Origin of the sequence: Erwinia wuhanensis (assembly GCF_030484085.1) — a bacterium.
Classification (GTDB): domain Bacteria; phylum Pseudomonadota; class Gammaproteobacteria; order Enterobacterales; family Enterobacteriaceae; genus Erwinia; species Erwinia aeris.
Genome location: NZ_JAUJUH010000001.1, coordinates 924,854 through 945,972, shown reverse-complemented (window position 1 = coordinate 945,972; position 21,119 = coordinate 924,854). Strand labels below are relative to the sequence as shown.

The 21,119-nt window shown below is 56.7% G+C and carries 21 protein-coding genes; 10 read left to right on the top strand and 11 right to left on the bottom strand.

Annotated features, from left to right (window positions below; all coding sequences use genetic code 11):
* The first annotated feature begins 1 nt into the window (after window position 1).
* Together nagK and cobB are read left to right on the top strand one after the other, a co-directional pair.
* Window positions 2–913 carry an N-acetylglucosamine kinase gene (gene nagK / locus QZH36_RS04285; protein ID WP_253454557.1) on the top strand — a complete coding sequence of 304 codons (912 nt, stop codon included), beginning with the start codon at window positions 2–4 and terminating at the stop codon, window positions 911–913.
* Window positions 914–923: 10 nt separating this feature from the next.
* Window positions 924–1,754, top strand: coding sequence for a Sir2 family NAD+-dependent deacetylase (gene cobB, locus QZH36_RS04280; RefSeq protein WP_253454556.1), 831 nt, complete (start codon window positions 924–926; stop codon window positions 1,752–1,754).
* Window positions 1,755–1,888: 134 nt separating this feature from the next.
* Here cobB and QZH36_RS04275 read toward each other — a convergent pair whose 3' ends face one another.
* Both QZH36_RS04275 and QZH36_RS04270 read right to left on the bottom strand, forming a co-directional pair.
* Window positions 1,889–2,197, bottom strand: coding sequence for an EthD family reductase (locus QZH36_RS04275; RefSeq protein ID WP_253454555.1), 309 nt, complete (start codon window positions 2,195–2,197; stop codon window positions 1,889–1,891).
* A gap of 193 nt (window positions 2,198–2,390) precedes the next feature.
* Entirely contained in the window at window positions 2,391–3,584 is a 1,194-nt protein-coding gene (locus tag QZH36_RS04270; protein WP_301729701.1) for a benzoate/H(+) symporter BenE family transporter, read from the bottom strand.
* A gap of 93 nt (window positions 3,585–3,677) precedes the next feature.
* On the opposite strand from QZH36_RS04270, the gene QZH36_RS04265 reads away from it, so the two are divergent.
* Window positions 3,678–4,283 (top strand): helix-turn-helix domain-containing protein, encoded by a 606-nt coding sequence (locus QZH36_RS04265; RefSeq protein ID WP_301729700.1) that lies wholly within the window; start codon window positions 3,678–3,680, stop codon window positions 4,281–4,283.
* Between the two features lie 68 nt (window positions 4,284–4,351).
* Window positions 4,352–5,587: a peptidase T gene (gene pepT / locus QZH36_RS04260; RefSeq protein WP_253454552.1), complete on the top strand. Its 1,236-nt coding sequence runs from the start codon at window positions 4,352–4,354 to the stop codon at window positions 5,585–5,587.
* 37 nt (window positions 5,588–5,624) lie between these two features.
* Here pepT and QZH36_RS04255 read toward each other — a convergent pair whose 3' ends face one another.
* The 8 genes from QZH36_RS04255 to rluE form a co-directional block, all read right to left on the bottom strand.
* On the bottom strand, window positions 5,625–6,752 hold the full coding sequence (locus QZH36_RS04255) for a ribosomal protein uL16 3-hydroxylase (protein WP_253454551.1): 1,128 nt from the start codon (window positions 6,750–6,752) through the stop codon (window positions 5,625–5,627).
* Between the two features lie 96 nt (window positions 6,753–6,848).
* A complete protein-coding gene (gene phoQ, locus QZH36_RS04250; protein ID WP_125289644.1) occupies window positions 6,849–8,309 on the bottom strand; it encodes a two-component system sensor histidine kinase PhoQ in 1,461 nt (486 codons plus the stop codon).
* Window positions 8,309–8,977 (bottom strand): two-component system response regulator PhoP, encoded by a 669-nt coding sequence (gene phoP / locus QZH36_RS04245; protein WP_125289645.1) that lies wholly within the window; start codon window positions 8,975–8,977, stop codon window positions 8,309–8,311. The genes phoQ and phoP overlap by 1 nt, the downstream gene beginning before the upstream one ends.
* 148 nt (window positions 8,978–9,125) lie before the next feature.
* Entirely contained in the window at window positions 9,126–10,496 is a 1,371-nt protein-coding gene (purB, locus tag QZH36_RS04240; RefSeq protein ID WP_125289646.1) for an adenylosuccinate lyase, read from the bottom strand.
* Window positions 10,497–10,514: 18 nt separating this feature from the next.
* Window positions 10,515–11,156: a high frequency lysogenization protein HflD gene (gene hflD / locus QZH36_RS04235; protein ID WP_125289647.1), complete on the bottom strand. Its 642-nt coding sequence runs from the start codon at window positions 11,154–11,156 to the stop codon at window positions 10,515–10,517.
* A gap of 50 nt (window positions 11,157–11,206) precedes the next feature.
* The gene (gene mnmA, locus QZH36_RS04230) at window positions 11,207–12,304 is read right to left on the bottom strand and encodes a tRNA 2-thiouridine(34) synthase MnmA (protein WP_125289648.1); all 1,098 of its coding nucleotides are present in this window, start codon (window positions 12,302–12,304) and stop codon (window positions 11,207–11,209) included.
* Window positions 12,305–12,362: 58 nt separating this feature from the next.
* Entirely contained in the window at window positions 12,363–12,839 is a 477-nt protein-coding gene (locus QZH36_RS04225) for an NUDIX domain-containing protein (protein WP_125289649.1), read from the bottom strand.
* Between the two features lie 17 nt (window positions 12,840–12,856).
* On the bottom strand, window positions 12,857–13,489 hold the full coding sequence (gene rluE / locus QZH36_RS04220; protein WP_301251732.1) for a 23S rRNA pseudouridine(2457) synthase RluE: 633 nt from the start codon (window positions 13,487–13,489) through the stop codon (window positions 12,857–12,859).
* 131 nt (window positions 13,490–13,620) lie between these two features.
* Here rluE and icd point away from each other — a divergent pair, with 131 nt between their 5' ends.
* On the top strand, window positions 13,621–14,871 hold the full coding sequence (gene icd, locus QZH36_RS04215; protein WP_301729699.1) for an NADP-dependent isocitrate dehydrogenase: 1,251 nt from the start codon (window positions 13,621–13,623) through the stop codon (window positions 14,869–14,871).
* A gap of 472 nt (window positions 14,872–15,343) precedes the next feature.
* Here icd and QZH36_RS04210 read toward each other — a convergent pair whose 3' ends face one another.
* Complete coding sequence (locus QZH36_RS04210; protein WP_253454548.1) at window positions 15,344–16,372, bottom strand: LacI family DNA-binding transcriptional regulator; 1,029 nt, start codon at window positions 16,370–16,372, stop codon at window positions 15,344–15,346.
* A gap of 287 nt (window positions 16,373–16,659) precedes the next feature.
* Here QZH36_RS04210 and QZH36_RS04205 point away from each other — a divergent pair, with 287 nt between their 5' ends.
* The 5 genes from QZH36_RS04205 (at window position 16,660) to QZH36_RS04185 (ending at window position 21,041) form a co-directional block, all read left to right on the top strand.
* Window positions 16,660–16,980, top strand: a complete 321-nt coding sequence (locus tag QZH36_RS04205) for a PTS sugar transporter subunit IIB (RefSeq protein WP_253454547.1) — start codon at window positions 16,660–16,662, stop codon at window positions 16,978–16,980.
* Window positions 16,980–18,299, top strand: a complete 1,320-nt coding sequence (locus QZH36_RS04200) for a PTS sugar transporter subunit IIC (protein WP_253454546.1) — start codon at window positions 16,980–16,982, stop codon at window positions 18,297–18,299. Before QZH36_RS04205 ends, QZH36_RS04200 begins: the two co-directional genes overlap by 1 nt.
* Window positions 18,299–18,640, top strand: coding sequence for a PTS lactose/cellobiose transporter subunit IIA (locus QZH36_RS04195; protein ID WP_253454545.1), 342 nt, complete (start codon window positions 18,299–18,301; stop codon window positions 18,638–18,640). Before QZH36_RS04200 ends, QZH36_RS04195 begins: the two co-directional genes overlap by 1 nt.
* Before the next feature lie 20 nt (window positions 18,641–18,660).
* On the top strand, window positions 18,661–20,100 hold the full coding sequence (locus QZH36_RS04190; RefSeq protein ID WP_253454544.1) for a 6-phospho-beta-glucosidase: 1,440 nt from the start codon (window positions 18,661–18,663) through the stop codon (window positions 20,098–20,100).
* 65 nt (window positions 20,101–20,165) lie between these two features.
* A complete protein-coding gene (locus tag QZH36_RS04185) occupies window positions 20,166–21,041 on the top strand; it encodes an ROK family protein (protein WP_301251808.1) in 876 nt (291 codons plus the stop codon).
* The last annotated feature ends 78 nt before the right edge of the window (window positions 21,042–21,119 follow it).

Sequence of the window (21,119 nt, the reverse complement as noted above, 5' to 3'; positions counted from 1 at the left end):
CATGTATTACGGCTTTGACGTCGGCGGCAGCAAAATCGCGCTTGGCGTCTATAACGAGCAGCGCCAGCTTATCTGGAGCCAGCGCGCCGCCACGCCCACGCATGATTACGCGCAGCTGCTCGACAGGCTGGCGGCGATGACGGACGAAGCCGATAAGTTCTGCGGCACGCGGGGCAGCGTCGGTATGGGCATCCCTGGGTTGCCCGTGCCGGATGACGGCACGGTCTTTACCGCCAACGTGCCGGCGGCGCAGGGACAGCGCCTGCAGGCGGATCTGAGCCAGCGGCTGGGGCGGGAAGTCCGTATTGATAATGACGCCAACTGTTTTGCGCTGTCGGAAGCCTGGGACGACGAGTTCAAAGCCTATCCGGTGGTGCTGGGGCTGATCCTGGGCACCGGCGTGGGCGGCGGGCTGATAGTGGAAGGCAAACCGCTGACCGGACGCAACTTCGTCGCAGGCGAGTTTGGCCATATGCGGCTGCCGCTGGATGCATTGGAAGTGCTGGGCCGCGACGTGGCGCAGCCCCTCTGCGGCTGCGGCAAGCGCGGCTGTATCGAGCCGTGGCTTTCCGGGCCGGGCTTTGCCCGCCTGTGGCGGCTGCATAATCAGTCAGATCTCAGTGCGCCGGAAATCGCCAGCCGTTATTATCAACGGGACGAGCAGGCCATAGCCCATACCGCCCGCTATCAGGCGCTGTTGGCCGTTTGCCTGGCAAACTGGCTGACGCTGGTGGATCCGCATCTGGTGGTGCTGGGCGGCGGGCTGTCTGGTTTTGACGCGCTTTACGACGGGCTGGAGCAGCAGGTGGCAACGCATCTGCTGCCGCGAGCAAAGCCGCCGCGTTTTGCCAAAGCCCGCCATGGCGATGCAGGCGGCACGCGCGGCGCCGCTTTTTTGCACATTAAGGATTAGAGGATTTAACATGCGTACACCCCGTCGCCGGCTGAGACTGGCTCGCTACAAGAAAACCCGACGCAAGGTGCAGCAGCGTTTGCGTCAGCGCATTTTCGAACGCGACCGCAATCTGGAGATCGCCATGCATCCTTTACCGCGAGTTGTTGTCCTGACCGGCGCAGGTATTTCTGCCGAGTCGGGGATCCGCACTTTCCGGGCTGCCGACGGCCTGTGGGAGGAGCACAAGGTGGAAGACGTGGCGACGCCGGAAGGCTTCGCGCGCGATCCGCAAAAAGTGCAGGCTTTTTATAACGCCCGCCGTCGCCAGCTGACCAGCGGCGATATCCAGCCCAATGCGGCGCACAAAGCGTTGGCCGAGCTGGAAGCCGCGCTGGGCGACCACTTTCTGCTGGTGACGCAAAATATTGATAACTTGCACGAACGCGCGGGCAGTCGTAACGTTATCCATATGCACGGCGAGCTGCTGAAGGTGCGCTGCGTCTCCAGCGGCCAGGTGCTGCACTGGCAGGAAGACGTCAAGGAAGACGATCGCTGCCACTGCTGTCAGTTCCCGTCGGTGCTGCGCCCGCACGTGGTGTGGTTTGGCGAAATGCCACTACAGATGGATGAGATCTATCAGGCACTGGCGCAGGCGGACTACTTTATCGCTATCGGCACCTCCGGCCACGTCTATCCGGCGGCGGGCTTTGTGCATGAGGCGAAACTGCAGGGCGCCCATACCGTCGAGCTGAACCTGGAGCCAAGCCAGGTCGGCAGCGAATTCGAAGAGAAAGAGTACGGACTGGCAAGCGAGGTGGTGCCGGAATTTGTGCAGCGCCTGCTGGCGAAGATCAAGTAACCCATGCCATATGGGACGGCAACCTGCCGTCCTTTTTCTGCATGGCTTTTGCGATTGTGTATATGATTGCCGTTACGTTTCTCAGGCAGAAATAAGGCTCAGGCGGGATTTCTCCCCGCCTTTTTTCGCTCGTGTTACGCCACGACTTCAGAAATCCACTTCACTGACGTGATATTGGTGAAGTTTGCCACATCACCCACAATCTCATCGATATGACCTTCCATGCCTTTTTGCAGATCCTCGACAGAGCGGCAAACCAGATGGCAGGCGGCAACATAAGGTGCTGGCGTACCTTCAGGTGTGCCAATGATTTTGTCGATGGAGAAGGACACCAGATAGTCGCCCATCCTTGCCTGGATCAGCGGCAGATGCACATCGCGATAGTAGTCATGATCGAACTCACCGTTTTCAACGTTCGGGTATAACACGCTATATTTAATCAAATTTCACCTCTTTGGTTGCGCCCGGCACGCAGCGCGCCGGGTAATCCTCATTATAGCGAGGAGGCACGCAAGGTGATTAGCGCCCTGAGTCACGACTGTATCTGTGCTTTGCCTTTGGCAGCGTGGCTGATACAGCAGGCCGCGCGCATAGTCTCTGGCGCAACGGCAGTCACGCCAGCCGGTAAAATAGCGCTCAAATCGGCAACCCGTCTTGGCGGCGTGGCAAACAAAAAACCAGATGCGCCACTATCCCACCCACCAGCCCCCAGAACGCCGCGCCAATCCCCAGTAGCGACAGGCCCGACGCCGTGATCAGAAAGGTAATCACCGCCGCGTCACGTTGTTTATCCTCCGCCAGCGCGCGCTGCAGGCTGCCCGCTATTGTTCCCAGCAGCGCCAGCCCGGCGAGGGTATGAATAAGCGCAGGCGGCAGCGCGCTGAACAGCTGACCAATCGCGCCGCCAAACAGGCCCGCCAGCAGATAGAAAAAGCCTGCGCAGACCGCGCCCCAGTAGCGACGCTGCGGATCGGGATGCACGTCCGGCCCCATACAGATTGCCGCCGTAATGGCCGCGATACAGACGGAAAAACCGCCGAAAGGAGAGAGCAGCAGCGAAGCCAGCCCGGTCCAGCTCATCAGCGGCGAAACGGGCACCGGATAGCCTGCCGCTTTCAGCGTGGCGATGCCGGGTGCATTCTGTGAGGCCATCGTCACTATAAAAAAGGGAACGCCAATGCCGAGCAGCGATGACCAGCTAAAATGCGGCGCGATAAATGCCGGCACGGCAAAGGTCAGCGGCTGCTGCGAAAGGTGGATCTCTCCTTTTATCGCCGCGACGGCCAGACCCACCAGCAGCGTCAGCACAATGGCGTAGCGCGGCAGAAAACGGCGCGCTAACAGGTAAGCCAGGCACATGCTGGCCGTCAGCGTAAAATCAGGCTGCAGCGAGGCGAAAGCATCCAGACCAAAACGCAATAAAATACCCGCCAGCATGGCGGCGGAAATCGCCTGCGGAATATGGTTCATCAGGCGTGCAAACAGGCCGGTCACGCCGCAGAGAAAAATCAGCCCGGAAGCAAAGATAAATACGCCGATGGTTTCCGGCATCGGAATGCCGGGCAGGCTGGTGACCAGCAGCGCCGCGCCCGGCGTGGACCAGGCCGTCAGCACGGGCGCGCGATAATAGATCGACAGTCCAATAGAGGTCACGCCCATTGCCAGACCCAACATGCTTAGCCAGCCGCCAGTCTGCGCCGCCGTTGCGCCAGCGGCCCCGGCGGCCTGGAAAATAATGGCGGCAGAGCTGGTGTAGCCCACCAGCACCGCGACAAACCCCGCCACTACGGCAGGAAAAGTCAGGTGACGCAAAGAAAAGGCAGGACGCATGATCCTCTCCCGATTGACCGTTATAACGCACAAGCTAGCACTGTGCGCTATAACGCACAAGTGTTATGCTAAGGAAAAAACGGGGGAGTTTTGATGCCACAAACACTACCGGAACCTGGTCGTATTCTGCGAGTGCTGCGCCTGGCGCGCGGCTGGAGCCTGACGGAAGCCGCCGCGCAGACAGGCGTCAGCAAAGCGATGCTTGGCCAGGTAGAACGCGGCGAATCCAGCCCAACCGTGGCGACGCTATGGAAGATAGCGACCGGTTTTAACGTGCCTTTCTCGCATTTTATTGCCGACCCCGCCCCTGAGAGCGCTTTTCTTCGCAGCGTAGGAACCGATCGCTGGCGACAGCAGCATACGACCATGCAGGCCAGCCCGCTGTTTCCCTTCGATCGCCAGTTGGGTTTTGACATGCTGGTGGTTGAGCTGGCCGCCGGCGCGCTCAGCGAGTCTTCCGCCCATGAGCGCGGCGTAATTGAACACGTTGTCGTTATTGAAGGCGAACTCCGGCTGGCGACCGGCGCGCAATGGCATACGCTTAAAGCAGGCGAAGGGCTGCGTTTTCAGGCCGATACGCCGCACAGCTACCGCAATGACGGCACAGCGCCGGTGCGTTTTTACAGTCTGATCCACTATCCGTGCGCCTTTAGCCTTCCGGGCGGGGGCGCGCCGAAGCCGCAGGATCCGAGCAGGTAACTGACCTGACGCAATAAACGTCGGGCAAAATAACAGATAATAACCGTCCGCACTCAGAGGGAAGGCAGATGACAAATTTACTCGAACGCTTCTTGCACTATGTTTCATTCGACACGCAGTCCAAAGCACATGTTCGGCAGGTTCCCAGTACGGAAGGGCAATGGCGGCTGGCTCGTGAGTTAAAACAGGAGCTGGAAGCGCTGGGGCTGAGCGACGTCACGCTGAGCGGGCACGCCATCGTTATGGCGACTCTGCCTGCAAACGTTGCCTGGCCTGTACCAACCATCGGGTTTATCGCCCATATGGACACGTCGCCGGACTTTACCGGTAAAAATGTTAATCCGCAGATCGTGGAGAACTATCGCGGCGGCGACATCGCGCTGGGCATTGGCGACGAGGTGCTGTCGCCGGTGATGTTCCCCGTGCTGCACCGCCTGACGGGCCACACGCTGATCACCACCGATGGTAAAACGCTGCTGGGCGCGGATGATAAAGCGGGCGTGGCGGAGATCATGACGGCTATCGCCCGGCTGAAAAGCGAGAACGTGCCGCATGGTGATATCCGCATCGCTTTTACCCCGGACGAAGAAATAGGCAAAGGCACCAGCTGTTTCGACGTGGCGGCTTTTGGCGCCGAGTGGGCCTATACCATCGACGGCAGCGATCTGGGCGAGTTTGAATATGAGAATTTCAATGCCGCTTCCGCTACCGTGAAGATTGTCGGCAACAACGTGCATCCCGGCAGCGCTAAAGGCGTAATGGTCAACGCGCTGGATCTGGCGATGCGTTTTCACGCCGCCATGCCGGAAAAAGAGGTGCCGGAGCAGACTGAAGGCTATGAGGGCTTTTACCATCTGCACGGTATCAAAGGCAGCGTGGATAAAGCGGAGCTGCACTACATCATCCGCGATTTCGACCGCGACAGCTTTGAAGCCAGAAAACAGGTGATGAAAGATATCGCCGCCACGCTGAGCGAGGGCAAACAGCCGGGCGTCAGCATTGAGGTGCAGACGGAAGACAGCTATTACAACATGCGCGAAAAGGTCGAAGTGCATGCGCATATTATTGAGCTGGCGCTACAGGCGATGCGGGAAAGCGGCGTGGAGCCGGTGACGAAGCCGATACGCGGCGGGACCGACGGCGCGGCGCTGTCGTTTAAGGGACTGCCTTGCCCGAACATTTTTACCGGCGGCTATAACTATCACGGCAAGCACGAGTTCGCCTCGCTGGATATTATGGAAAAAACGGTGACGGTGATTATGCGCATCGCGGCGCTGACGGCGGAAAAAGCGAAAAAATCCTGAGCAAGTAAAAACGGCCCTGAAATCAGGGCCGTTACGGTTATTCTTCTTCGCTGAAGTACCAGTAGCCGCTGTTAACCAATGCCGCCAGCTGCGCCAGGAAAGACGGATCGTCCAGCGCCTCGCCCAGATCCGCCGCGTGCACGGAATGCTGATTCGCTAACACCCGCAATGCGTCCGGCCGCTGCGATTCAAGCTGCTCGCCGTTAACGAACACGGCATCGCCAATAGACAGCACGCGCAGGCCGCCCAGACGTTGCAGGCTGTCGCCCTGTTGCAGCGCGTCGTAAATCTCATCCGGCTGGTAAGGGGGTTCCGGCGGCGCCACATCCAGTTCGTGGCGGGACTGGGAGATAAACTCGCCAAACCACTGGTTAAAGTGTTCCGGCTGGTTAATCACTTCCAGCATCATTTCGCGGATACCGTCCAGCTCCTGCGGCAGAATTTCTGCGGTATTTTCACGCGCTGGCACGTCCGGATCGGTAAAGCGACGGCTGCCCAGCTCGCGCGACAGCACATAGTCCGCAAAGCCGCTAATCAGCTCGCGGCCGCTTGGCGCGCGGAAGCCAACGGAATAGTTAATCGCGCTTTCCAGCGAGTAGCCTTCGTGTGGGAATCCTGGCGGAATATAAAGGATATCGCCCGGTTCCATTTCCTCATCAATAATCGCGTCGAACGGCTCGACCTGTAGCAGGTCCGGATGCGGACAGTGCTGCTTCATGGCCACTTTTTCGCCCACGCGCCAGCGGCGACGGCCGGTGCCCTGAATGATAAAGACATCGTACTGATCCAGATGCGGACCAACGCCGCCGCCGGGCACGGAGAAGGAGATCATCAGATCGTCAGTGCGCCAGTCCGGCAGAAAGCGGAAAGGGCGCATCAGCGCGGCCGAAGGCTCGTGCCAGTGGTCGACCGCCTGCACCAGCAGCGACCAGTTGTTTTCGCCAAGGTGGTCAAAGCTTTCAAACGGCCCGTGCGCGACCTGCCACTTGTCGTTGTCATGACTGACCAGGCGGCTGTCGACCTCGTTTTCCATCGCAAGACCGGCCAGCTCGTCCGGCGAAATAGGATCGACAAAATTTTTAAAGCCGCGCTTGAGCACGACGGGACGCTTTTGCCAATAGCGCTGGATAAAATCGGGCCAGTTGAGATCGAGCTGATAATCCATAATGGGTCTTCCTGAAACGCTGAATTTCATCGATTATAACAGTCGGAAAGGATGGCAGGGAAAAGCATTTGCGGCCGCCGCCGCAAATAGCCGCCTTCAGGGTTTTTCGCCGACCACTTCCTGACGGCGGAAGATGACTTCCATTCGGGCGCCGCCCAGTTCGCTGGTGGTGGCGATGATATCGCCGGCATACTGCTCCACGATATCGCGCGCTACGGCCAGACCAATGCCCTGGCCGGGACGCAACGTGTCGGCGCGCTGACCGCGAATAAAAATCATATCGCGTTTGCTTTCCGGAATGCCCGGCCCGTCGTCTTCCACGATCAAATGCAGCTCATCGTCGGTCTGGCGACCCCGGATTTCCACAAATTCCAGGCAGTACTTGCAGGCATTATCCAGCACGTTACCCAGCACTTCCATAAAGTCATTTTGCTCGCCGACAAAGGTAATTTCCGGCGAGATATCCAGCGTCAGCTCCACGCCTTTCAGCTGATAAACCTTGTTCAGTGCCGAACAGAGGCTATCCAGCAGCGCCGGCACGGAATGCAGCTCGCGCTTCAGCACGTTGTGATCGGCCTGCATGCTGGCACGGTGCAGATAGTAGCCGATCTGCTGCGAGATACGGCTGATCTGCTCCAGCATAATAGGTTCGGCCTGCTCGACGGAAAGGTTGCGGCCGCCGCGCAGCGAACGCAGCGTGGTTTGCAGCACCGCCAGCGGTGTTTTCAGGCTGTGGGTCAGATCGCTGAGCGTGGTGCGATAGCGGGTGTAGCGCTGACGCTCGTTATCCAGCAGAAAATTCAGGTTGCGCACCAGGCTTTGCAGCTCCTGCGGCGTTTCGTCGGCCAGGGTTTCGCGCGTGCCGTGCTCCAGCTCGCGCAGCTGTGCGGCCAGCAGGCCTATCGGCCGCAGGCTCCAGTGCGCGGCCAGCCACAGCAAAGGAATGACCAGCAGCAGGTTGACCAGCAGCACATAGCTGAACCACGACCATACCACGTCGGAATGCTGCAGCTCCTGAGGAATAGAATCCACCACGACCACGGTCAACGCCGGAAGGGTCGGCGTCGCCGCGTAGCGGTTTACCGCTACCGAGTGGGTAAAAGTGTCGTTGTTATCGTCGTCATAGGCGGTCAGCTTATTTTGCGCTTCCTTATTATCGCCCAGCGCCTGGCGACTGATGTTGTTATCGGCGTCAATTTCATAGAAATCAGCGCGTTTAAGCCATTCTCGCTTGATGCGAGAACGGATCTCCGGCACGTCGCGCAGCTGCCACAGCAGCTTGCCGTCCTCGTTATAGATAAAAACCAGAGTAGGGAAGTTAAGCGATACCCGCTCGGGCTGGGCAATGGTTAACTGGTTATTCTGCCACTGTGCCAGCGTAAAAAAGAGATTGCTCTCCGCGCGCATTACCCGGTAGGTGTTTTTATCAAAACTGACCACGTAGCCGACAACGGCCACCATGCCATAAGAGAGCGACAGGATCAGCACGACCGCCGCCGTAGCTAACAGAAAGCGGGCGCGCAGTGAAAAAGGCGTATCAGGACGAAGTAACGTCATTAAAGATCGAACCGATAACCCTGCCCGCGGACGGTGGTGATCACATCCTGCGGCCAGACGGCCTGAATTTTTTTACGCAGGCGCCCCATCAATACGTCGATGGTGTGGCTCTCACGCAGTTCAGCGTCGGGATAAAGCTGGAGCATTAGCGAATCTTTGCTGACGACCTTACCGGCATTGCGGATCAGCGTTTCGATAATGGTGTATTCAAAAGCGGTCAGCTTAATTTGTTGCTCGTTGACGCTCAGCTCGCGCCGCGACAGATCGACCTGAAAAGGCGCCAGCGAGATGATTTGTGAAGCCAGGCCGCTGTTGCGCCGCATCAGCGCCTGCATACGGGCCACCACTTCTTCAATATGAAAAGGCTTGGTCACGTAGTCATCGGCACCGGCTTCCAGCGCTTCTACCTTAGCCTGCCAGCCTTCGCGAGCCGTCAGCACCAGGATCGGCTGTTTGACTTCCAGACCGCGCCAGCGGCGGATCATCGTCATGCCGTCTTCATCCGGCAGGCCTAAATCGACCAAGGTAATATCGGGGGTATGTTCGGTAAGAAAATAGTCAGCTTCTTTGGCATCTTCCGCCGCATCTACCTGATGGCCCATTTCGCGCAGCTGCACGGCCAGATGATGACGCAGTAAGGGATTATCTTCCACAATCAATACGCGCATAACATTATCCTTTCAGTAGATTCGGTCAAAGACCGGGGCCGATTACGATCTGAGGAAAGTATAGGTTAAAGCAGATAAACAATAGATTAACACAGGCCGACTTGCGTCGGCCTTCTGATGTAGCGCGAACCAGACGTCGCGCGGAAAATTACGGCAGCTCGTCGACCATCTGCACCGCGCGGCCCAGATAGTTGGCGGGCGTCATAAGCTTCAGGCGGGTTTTCTCTTCTTCCGGCAGCGCCAGACCATCGATAAAGGCTTTCATGCCTGCGGCATCCACGCGCTTGCCGCGAGTCAGCTCTTTCAGTTTTTCGTAAGGCTTTTCAATACCGTAACGGCGCATCACGGTCTGGATTGGTTCCGCCAGCACTTCCCAGTTGTGATCCAGCTCGTCCAGAAGGCGATCGCGGTTCACTTCCAGTTTGGACACGCCTTTCAGCGTCGCCTGATAGGCGATCAGCGCATAGCCCATGCCGACGCCCAGATTACGCAGCACCGTGGAGTCGGTCAGATCGCGCTGCCAGCGGGAAACCGGCAGCTTGCTTGCCAGGTGCTGCATCACGGCGTTAGCCAGACCCAGGTTGCCCTCGGAGTTTTCAAAGTCGATCGGGTTGACCTTGTGCGGCATGGTGGAGGAACCAATTTCGCCCGCAATGGTTTTCTGTTTGAAATGATTCAGCGCGATATAGCCCCACACGTCGCGATCGAAGTCGATCAGAATGGTATTGAAGCGCGCGATGCAGTCAAACATTTCGGCAATGTAGTCGTGCGGCTCGATCTGGGTGGTGTAGGGGTTCCAGGTAATGCCCAGCGAGGTGACGAAGCTTTCGCTCATCTGGTGCCAGTCCACTTCCGGGTAGGCGGCGATGTGGGCGTTGTAGTTGCCGACCGCGCCGTTGAGTTTACCCAGCACCTCGATGCGCTCCAGCTGACGCAGCTGGCGCTCAAAGCGGTAGGCGACGTTCGCCATCTCCTTGCCGAGCGTGGAAGGCGTGGCGGGCTGGCCGTGCGTACGGGAAAGCAGCGGAATATCGCGATACTGTACCGCCAGGTCTTTAACCGCCGCGATAATTTTGTTCCAGTAGGGCACGATGACTTCACGACGCGCAGTGTTAAGCATCAGCGCATGCGAGAGGTTGTTGATATCTTCAGAAGTACAAGCGAAGTGAATAAATTCAGATACGGCGTGCAGCGCGGCAACCGGCTCTACTTTCTCTTTCAGGAAATACTCAACCGCTTTGACATCATGGTTGGTGGTACGCTCGATGGTTTTAATACGCGCGGCGTCTTCTTCGTTGAAATTAGCGACAATTGCATCAAGGTAAGCGTTTGCGTCAGCGTCAAATGCAGGAACTTCCTTGATCTCTGCGCAGGCGGCCAGTTTCTGTAACCAGCGTACTTCAACCTCAACGCGGAATTTCAGCAGGCCAAATTCGCTGAAAATAGCGCGCAGCGGGCTGACTTTGTCGCCATAACGGCCATCAATAGGGGAGACGGCAGTCAGAGAGGATAATTCCATCAGTGTAACTCCTGAAGATTAAAGAGGTTGGGGACAACGGGATAAAATTTGTTTCGCCTCTTTCACAAGGCGATTGCGTGAAAACATCAGCTGCAGGCGGCCGCCGCCTACCTGATGCCAGAGTACGGCGGAGCGAATACCGGCCAGCAGCGCGGCGCGGACTTTGCTCTGAATTTGCGAGTTTTGCAGCACGGCGGGCGAGCCGGTGACCTGGATACGCGGGCCAAGCGGGCTAATCACATCCACATAGATGGCGGCCATAGCGCTCAGCAGCGTATCGGATTCCAGGTCGTAATGCGCCAGCTGGCGATCCAGCTGCGCAATGCGTTTTGAGAGTTCGTCCAGCGCGGTTTTACTGGCGCTCAGCTTGCGCTCCAGCACCATCATGCTCAGGGTATAGCGCGTCAGCTCCGCGCCCGCGCCGTGACGGCTGCTGCTGTTCAGCACGGCAATCAGCGTCTCCAGCCCGAAGCGCAGGTTCTCTTCTTTGCCACCGTAAACGGCGAGCGTCGAGGAGGGGTTGAGATCGACCACGCTCGACAGCGACACCTTTAGCGACTCGGGCGGGCAGTGTCCCTGATGCGCCAGCTGCTGCACCAGGTGCGCGCCCTGGCAGATGCCCGCGAGGGCCAGCGTAATGTCGTAATAATTTTTCGCCACGGTAACTCCTGTATGCGCCGCCGGACAGAGGCCCGCCCGGCATAACCTTTTTAAAGAGGCAGACGCTCTTCGATAATGCCGCCGCCCAGACAGATTTCACCCTGATAGAACACGGCGGACTGGCCCGGCGTGACCGCCGCGACCGGCTCGTCAAAACGCACTTCCAGCCGATCGGCACCCAGCGGCGTTACCGTACAGGGAATATCGCTCTGGCGATAGCGGGTTTTCACCGTGCAGCGCATTGGCGCGGCGATAATTTCGCGGTCGACCAGATGCAGCTGCTGGGCGATCAGCCCGACCGACATCAGGCGCGGATGGTCGTGACCCTGCGCAACCACCAGCAGATTGTTCGCCACGTCTTTATCCACCACGTACCACGGCTCTTCGCTGCCTTCTTTGGTGCCGCCGATCCCCAGTCCTTTGCGCTGGCCCAGCGTGTGATACATCAGCCCCTGATGCTCGCCCACGACGTCGCCTTCCGTACTGACGATAGCGCCGGGCTGAGCGGGCAGATAGCGCCCCAGGAAATCGCGGAACTTGCGTTCGCCGATAAAGCAGATGCCGGTAGAGTCTTTCTTCTTCGCCGTCACCAGTTCCAGATCTTCGGCAATGCGGCGCACTTCTGGCTTGGTCAGTTCACCAACCGGAAAGAGGCTCTGCGCAATTTGCTCATGGCCCAACGTATAGAGGAAGTAGCTTTGATCTTTGTTGTCGTCCAGACCGCGCAAAAGCTGGCTTTTGCCGTCAACGTCGCGGCGACGCACGTAGTGACCGGTAGCGATAAAATCCGCGCCCAGATCTTCGGCCGCGAACTCCAGGAAGGCTTTGAATTTGATCTCTTTGTTGCAGAGAATATCCGGGTTAGGCGTGCGGCCAGCCTTATACTCTTCGAGGAAATGCTCGAACACGTTGTCCCAGTATTCCGCCGCAAAGTTCACCGTATGCAGGTGGATGCCCAGCTTGTCGCAGACCGCCTGCGCATCCGCCAGGTCTTCCGCTGCGGTACAGTATTCCTCACCGTCGTCCTCTTCCCAGTTTTTCATAAACAGGCCTTCAACCTGATAGCCCTGCTGTTGCAGTAACCAGGCGGAAACGGAGGAGTCCACGCCGCCGGACATACCGACGATCACTTTTTTACCTAATGACATGAGAAATACCCGACTTTGAGTTGCAGTTAAAGGCTGCACTTTAAAATTGCGGCATATTCTACCACGCGTCGGCGGCGGGCGCATCCTCGCTAAAGGGCCACTGGAACGCGCTCAGCACCTCAAGCGGATAGCGTACGCCCTGCTGATAAATCCGCAAACTTTCGGCAACCAGCGGCGAACGGAGCTTTTTCGCGCCGATAATCGCCTCCGGCGGCAGCCATAATGCGCGATCGATATCGCGATCCTGAGGGCTGGTCGGCAGCATTTTCGGTAAATCCAGCGCGAACAAAAAACGTAGAAACGGCGTATTGTCGGGCGCGATCCATTGATGAAGCCGCAGAAAAACCTGAGGAACGGCCTCCAGGCCCGTCTCCTCGTACAGCTCGCGCGCGGCGGCCTGCAGCAGGGTCTCGTTGGCTTCGAGGTGGCCTGCGGGCTGGTTCCAGGTCGCGCGGCCGCGCACCATTTCCTCAACCACCAAAAACTGGCCTTCCGCCTGAACGACGGTGGCTACGGTAACGTGCGGTTTAAACATGCTGACTCCTTGCAGGCTTAGAGGGGAAAGTCGCCGGTGACGTCGCGCCATTCGCCGGGCGATAAGTTTTGCAGCTCCGTATTGCCCATAGCAAAGCGGATCAGACGCAGGGTAGGGAAGCCGATATGGGCGGTCATGCGCCGCACCTGACGGTTCCGACCCTCGAATAAAGTGATTTTCAGCCAGCTGGTGGGAATAGCCTTGCGCTCGCGTACCGGCGGGTTGCGCGGCCAAATCCACTCCGGCTCCTCGACGATTTCTACGCCAGCGGGCAGCGTAGGGCCATCTTTCAGATTAACGCCATCGCGCAGCGGCTGAATATCACGCTCGCCCGGTGCGCCTTCCACCTGAACATAATAGATTTTTCCGGTGCGTTTGCCCGGCTGCGTCAGCTTAGCCTGCAGCGCGCCGTCGTTGGTCAGCACCATCAGGCCTTCGCTGTCGCGGTCCAGACGGCCGGCAGCATAAACGCCGCTAACGGGAATAAAATCTTTTAACGTGCTGCGGCCTGCCTCGTCGCTGAACTGCGGCAGGACGTCAAAGGGTTTGTTAAAAACGATAACACGCCTTGGCCCCTTGTCGGCGGCTTTCGCGCTGCGGGCCGGGCTGAATCGTTTAAGGCGGTGATTATTAACGGAAGATTTACGCATAGTCTTTGCACTTGTTCACAATGGGCGCATTATAACGCAAAGCGGTGAAGATTGGCGCGGCGTGAATATTCGAGTAGTATTGACGCGCATCTTACAAATCATTAACAAAAAAGCGCTCGAAGGAGAGGTTAATGGAAAGCAAAGTAGTTGTTCCGGCGGAAGGTCAGAAAATCACCCTGGATCAGGGCAAGCTGAACGTCCCAAACAATCCAATCATCCCTTTTATTGAAGGTGACGGTATTGGGGTCGACGTTTCTCCCGTGATGATCAAGGTGGTCGATGCCGCCGTGCAGAAAGCTTATAACGGTGAGCGTAAAATTTCCTGGATGGAAATTTATACCGGTGAGAAATCAGTAGAGCTGTACGGCCAGGACGTCTGGCTACCGCAGGAAACCCTCGATTTAATCAAAGAGTACCGTGTGGCGATTAAAGGCCCACTGACCACGCCAGTTGGCGGCGGTATTCGTTCCCTGAACGTGGCCCTGCGCCAGCAGCTGGATCTCTATATCTGCCTGCGCCCGGTCCGTTACTACACCGGCACGCCAAGCCCGGTTAAACGTCCTGAAGAGACCGATATGGTGATCTTCCGCGAAAACTCCGAAGATATCTATGCCGGTATCGAGTGGAAAGCCGGTACGCCGGAAGCGGATAAGGTGATCAAATTCCTGCGCGACGAAATGGGCGTGAAGAAAATTCGCTTCCCTGAGCAGTGCGGCATCGGCGTGAAGCCATGTTCAGAAGCAGGCACCAAGCGCCTGGTACGCGCGGCGATTGAATACGCCATCACCAACGATCGCGATTCTGTGACCCTGGTGCACAAAGGCAACATCATGAAGTTCACCGAAGGCGCATTCAAAGACTGGGGTTACCAGCTGGCGAAAGACGAGTTCGGCGGCGAGCTGATTGACGGCGGCCCGTGGATGAAGATCAAAAACCCGAACACCGGCAAAGAGATCGTTATCAAAGACGTGATCGCCGATGCGTTCCTGCAGCAGATCCTGCTGCGTCCGGCAGAATATGACGTTATCGCCTGTATGAACCTGAACGGCGATTACATCTCCGACGCCCTGGCGGCGCAGGTTGGCGGTATCGGTATTGCACCTGGCGCAAACATCGGCGACGAATGTGCGCTGTTTGAAGCCACCCACGGTACGGCGCCTAAATATGCAGGTCAGGATAAAGTGAACCCGGGTTCCGTTATCCTGTCCGCAGAAATGATGCTGCGTCACATGGGCTGGTTCGAAGCCGCAGACCTGATTGTTAAAGGTATGGAAGGTGCCATCGCGGCCAAAACCGTGACCTATGACTTCGAACGTCTGATGGACGGCGCTAAACTGCTGAAATCTTCAGAGTTTGGCGATGCTATGATTCAGCACATGTAAGCTGAGTTTTGCAATATGTAGCCAACATAGGATGTAAATTTTATGTTGGCTTTTTATATTCCAGGTCTTTATCCAAATCCTTTTAAAACGGTACATAATAAGCGCAGTTTAAATAGTGCTAACGCCCCGTCTCGCAATGGAAACAGGTTATAACCCACTCTTAAAAGGGGCATCCCTGAACCGTTTCCACACCTGATTATTAAGATGTCCGGATCTCTTCACCACACAATATCCTGGGCTACATGACGTGCCTAGTGATTGCTCTAAGCGTGGCAATGCCATCGCCTTTGAAAAATTTGCAGATAATATAAATAATTCTACTGTTTCATGCAAAAGTGGTGTGATCGCTACAGAGTTATAACAGCACATCTGACGGGAGAGAGAATCCCCAGGCTATACCTCAGGAAACCGTGAGATCGCCGGGTTTGTAACGGGAAAAGTAAGATAACGGCTTGCCGATCCCTGGCAGGCTTCATCTCTCCTGTGCCTTACCATAAGGCCCGATCCCCACCGACTGTCGGCGGATCAGTTCGCCCGGCATCAGCGCCAGCGGCTCGACCTGCCCGCCATCCAGCATTTTCGCCAGCTGCATCATCGCGCTGGACACCATCTTTGCAACCGGCACGCGTACGGTAGTTAGCGCTGGCGTCACATAGGCGGCGACGGGGATATCATCAAAGCTGAGCAGGGAGACATCGTCCGGCACTTTCAGCCCCACGGCGCTCAGCGCGCAGGCGGCGCCGATCGCCATATCGTCATTACTGGCGACAATAGCGGAAAACCTGACGTTGCGCCGCAGCAGCTCGCAGGCCGCCAGCCTGCCGCTCTCGTTAGTCCAGCCGCCTTCCAGCATCAGCGCCGGATGTGGCGTAATCTCATGCCGTTTTAGCGCGGATAAATAGCCGTTCAGTCGACTGAGACCGGTGTGGGATCCCGCCATGCCTTTGATAAACGCGATTTCCCGATGTCCCTGGCCAATCAGATAATCTACCGCCTGGAACGTATCGTTTTCATGATCGGCGCAGACGGCATAGTGTGGGAACGTTTTTAAACTGCGGTTCAGGATCAGCATTGGCTTACTGATCGTCGGGATCAGCGCGTCGATCTCTTCCACGCTCAACGATCTTGGATAAATGATCAGGGCATCGCAGCGGCTGTCGATCAAAAAATTGATGGCCTGCCGCTCTTGGTCCGCCGTGTGTTTGCCGTCGGCCAGCACCAGCTGCGACCCCAGCTGTTCGGTCAGCGTCGCTACCTGATAGAGCAGCTCGCTAAAAAAGGGGCCGTTATAAAGGGTATTGGGCACCATCAGGCCAATGCTCTGGCTGCGGTTGGTCGCCAGATTACGCGCCAGTAAGTTAGGCCGGTAGCCCATCTCCTCCACGGCGCTCATGACCTTGTCCCGCACCGTTTTCGACACGTAGCCATGCCCGGCCAGCACGCGAGAAACGGTCGCTTTTGAGACGCCAGCACGCCTGGCCACATCCAGCATCGTAATCATGGAGAGTTTCCTTTCTGTATCGGCCGCTTATTGTAACCAAAAACGCAGCGGTTAAAACCCGCATTTTTTTCTCGCCACGCCAGAAAAGATTAAATGATGCACGGTAAATATATTCAGGTGCGTCATAAATAAATAATCTGTAACCGGTCTCACATTATTTTATGTTTAGCGATAAATAAATTACTGAATGAGTGGGTGATGGATCACAAAAAGAAAAAAGAGGATCTGTAACCGGTTGCAGGCTGATCGAATGGCGCGTAAAAATTCAGGAAACAAAGGGGGATGTTATGATCAAGATATTATTATGTTGCTCTGCAGGCATGTCCACAAGCATGGTGGTGCAGCGGATGGAAAAGGCCGCCGTAAAGCTCGGGATTGATACGAAAATTCAGGCAGTTGGCATGGAAGAGTTCAGCGAAAAGATCGCTGATTTTGACTGCTGCCTGCTGGGCCCGCAAATCAAATACAAGCTCAATGATTTTCAGAAATGCGCGGCCGAATACCATAAACCGGTTGCCGTTATTAACACCATGGATTATGGGATGCTTAACGGCGAAAAAATTCTGCAATCCGCCCTGTCGCTTATTGAATCTCATCAGGGGGCATAATGAGCACACTGGCCGATTCGCTGTTTGGGGTGATTGAAAATCGTATCAGTCCGGTAGCCGCGCGCTTATCTTCACAAAGACATGTTGTCGCTATTAAAGATGGCTTTATTGCTTCCATGCCGTTTTTAATTGTAGGTTCCTTTATGCTGTTGTTTTCTCATCCGCCGTTCAGTGAAAACAGCCAGTGGGCTTTTGCAAAATGGTGGCTGGGCATCGTCAGGCAATATAACGACCAGCTGATGATGCCTTACAATATGACGATGGGGATTATGGCCGTCTTCATCACCAGCGCTATCGCCTATAACCTGGCGCAGAGCTATAAGCTCAACGGCCTGATGGCCGCGCTGCTCTCGCTGATGACCTTTCTGGTGGTCGCCGCGCCGCAAAAAGATGGTGCGCTGTCGGTTGCCTCTCTGGGCGGTGAGGGCATCTTCACCGCCATTCTTATCAGCCTGTACTGTACCGAAATCATGCATCTGCTGACGAAATACAATATCGGCTTTAAGCTTCCCGAACAGGTGCCGCCCAAAATCCGGCAGTCTTTCGATCTGCTGATCCCGATCCTGGTTATTTTCCTCACGCTTTATCCGCTGAATCTGCTTATGGAGAGCCATTTCGGGCTGATCCTGCCGCAGGCAATTATGTCTCTGTTTGCGCCAATCCTGTCCGCTGCGGACTCATTGCCCGCCGTGCTGATAGCCGTGCTGCTGTGCCATCTGCTCTGGTTTGCCGGCATCCACGGCGCGGCAATCGTCGGCGGCCTGCTCCAGGCGTTCTGGCTGGCTAACCTGGGTATTAACCAGGAAGCGCTTAACGCGGGGCAGGAGGTCACCAAAGTCTTTGTTGAGCCGTTCTGGCAGTTCTTTATTACGGTGGGTGGCTCCGGCGCGACTATGGGTCTGGTGATCCTTTATCTGCGCAGCAAGTCTGCCCATCTGCGCTCGATCGGTCGTCTGGGCCTGGTTCCCGGCATGTTCAATATCAACGAGCCCATCATTTTCGGTTCGCCGGTAGTAATGAATCCGCTGCTGTTTATTCCCTTTGTGACCACGCCGCTGATCAACGCGGTTATCGCCTGGACAGCGACGCGCACCAACCTGATTAACCATGCCATTTCCCTGGCGCCGTGGACTACGCCCGGCCCGATTGGCGCTGCCTGGTCTACGGGGTGGGACTGGCGCGCGGTGGTGCTGGTCGCGTTTCTGATTGGCCTGTCGGCGTTAATTTATTACCCGTTCTTCAAAATGTATGAACGCCAGCTGCTGCAACAGGAAGCGGAAATGGCTGACGGCATGGTTCTGGCTGAGGAGACCAAATAATGGATGCACCACAGGATATGGAAACGACGGTGATGGAGCTGATTATCCATGCCGGTGAAGCGCGCTCTGCTGCCATGCAGGCGCTCCAGGCGGCGCGAAAGCATAGCTGGGAAGAGGCAGACGCCTCGCTGCTGGAGGCGACAAAAGCCGTGCGTGAAGCACACAGGATCCAGACTGAGCTGATCGGCGCGGACGAAGGCTGCGGCAAAATCCCGGTCAACCTGATCCTGGTGCATGCACAGGATCACCTGATGAATGCCATGCTGTGCCGTGAGCTGGTGGAAGAGATTATCTACCTGCATCGTGAAGTGCAGGAGCTGACCAAAACCCGTACGCAGTAGTTTTTAAAAAGGAACCATTTATGTCTGACAAATTACCCGCTGATTTTTTATGGGGCGGCGCCGTCGCTGCTCATCAGGTTGAGGGCGGCTGGCAGGAGGGCGGCAAAGGCCCGAGCATTGTCGACGTGCTGACGGGCGGTTCGCACGGTGTGGACAGAGAAATCACCGACGGCGTGATTGCCGGTAAAAATTATCCTAATCACCTCGCCACGGATTTTTATCATCGTTACAAGGAAGATATCGCGCTGTTTGCGGAAATGGGCTTTAAGTGTTTCCGCACCTCTGTCGCCTGGACGCGTATTTTCCCGCAGGGCGACGAGGTCGAGCCTAACGAGGCGGGCCTGAAGTTTTATGATGACGTTTTTGACGAGCTGTTAAAGCACGGCATTGAGCCAGTGATCACGCTGTCGCACTTTGAAATGCCGCTGCATCTGGTTAAACAGTATGGCGGCTGGCTTAACCGGGAGCTGATTGACCTCTTTGTGCGCTACAGCGAAGTGGTGCTAAAGCGCTATAAGCACAAAGTGAAATACTGGATGACCTTTAACGAGATCAACAATCAGCGCAACTGGCGCAAGCCGCTGTATGGCTACAGCAACTCCGGCGTCATTTTTACCGATCACGAAAACCCTGAAGAAGTGATGTACCAGGTGCTGCATCACCAGTTTGTTGCCAGCGCCAGAGTGGTGAAGCTGGGCCACGCCATCAATCCGGATTTTAAAATTGGCTGCATGCTGGCGATGGTGCCGCTCTATCCGTGGTCCTGTCATCCGGACGACGTAATGTACGCGCACAAAGCGATGCAGCAGCGCTATCTGTTTGGCGATGTGCATATGCGCGGAGCTTACCCTGCCTGGGTTCGCAAAGAGTGGGCGCAGCGCGGATTTACTATCAATATGGCGCCGGAAGACGAGCAGACGCTGCGCGAAGGCTGCACCGACTACCTTGGCTTCAGCTACTACATGAGCAACGCCGTAGAGTACGCGACCGCCCGGCAAACTGACGATACGCCGCTGGAGGCGTTCCCCGGCAGCCGCAAAAATCCGCACGTAAAAGCTTCCGACTGGGGCTGGCAGATCGATCCGGTCGGCCTGCGCTACACGCTTAACATGCTCTATGAACGCTACCAGAAACCGCTGTTTATCGTGGAAAACGGCTTCGGCGCGTTCGATAAGGTCGAGGAGAACGGCGAGATCAACGACGACTACCGTATCAGCTACCTGCGCGAGCATATTGTGCAGATGAAAAAAGCCGTGCTGGAGGATGGCGTCGATCTGATGGGCTTTACGCCCTGGGGCTGCCTGGACTGCGTCTCTTTCGGCACGGGACAGTACGATAAGCGCTACGGTTTTATTTACGTTAACCGCAGCGATGACGGCAGCGGCGATTTCTCCCGCGCCAAAAAGAAAAGCTTCGACTGGTATAAAGAGGTTATCGCCTCTGACGGTGCATCCCTTTAAATCCGGCTGACCGGAAAGGCCTGACGGGCGGTGCCATGCCGCCCGCCAACAAGCCGGAGTGAATGATGAGAATTGCAGCTTACGATATTGGCGGAACCGCCTTAAAAATGGGCGTGCTGAACGAGAAGGGCGAGATCCTGGCGCAGGAAAAAACGGCGGTCCCGAATTTTTCCGGCGAGCACATACTGGCGTCGATTCAGGCATGGCTGGCGAGCCATTCCGAATGCGAAGGAATAGCCCTGAGCGTTCCCGGCTACGTCGATCCCTGGACGGGCTTTATTACGATGGGCGGCTCCCTGCGCGATTTTGACGGCTTTGCTTTACAGGCGTGGCTACAAAATAAAACCGGCCTGCCCGTTAGCGTAGAAAACGACGCCAACTGCGCGTTGCTGGCCGAACGCTGGCTGGGTAACGCGCAGACGATGCGGGATTTTCTGATGATGACTATCGGCACGGGCATTGGCGGCGCGCTCTTTTGCAACGGTGAGCTGGTGCGCGGGCATCGTTTCAGGGCGGGCGAATTCGGCTACCTGCTCAGCGAACGGCCGGGCGCGGGACGGCTGAACAGCTACACCATGAATGAAAACTGCACGCTGGCGGTCCTGCGCAGGCGCTATTCGCTGATAAGCGACAGGCCGCTGGAAACGGTCACGGGCGAAGAGATATTCGCCGGCTATGACCAGGGAAATAAAATTTGCGTCCGGCTGGTTACGCAATTTTATCAGGATCTTTGCTCGGGCATTTATAACCTGGCGCATCTGTTCGATCCGGAATGTGTCTTCCTGGGGGGAGGCATAACCGAACGGCCAGGCTTTATCGACGAGATCAAAGCGCATCTGGCCTGGTATGGCCTGACGGTGTCTGTCGCCAGAGCCAGCCATGGCAACAGCGCGGGGCTGACGGGCGCGGTGTATCACTACCTGAACAGCCGGCATAAATAAAGCCCAGCGGGTTTTATTCAGTCATTCATCATCCATGCGGTGAGGGGCAGGGCTACCTGCTTTCAGCCCACTCTCTGT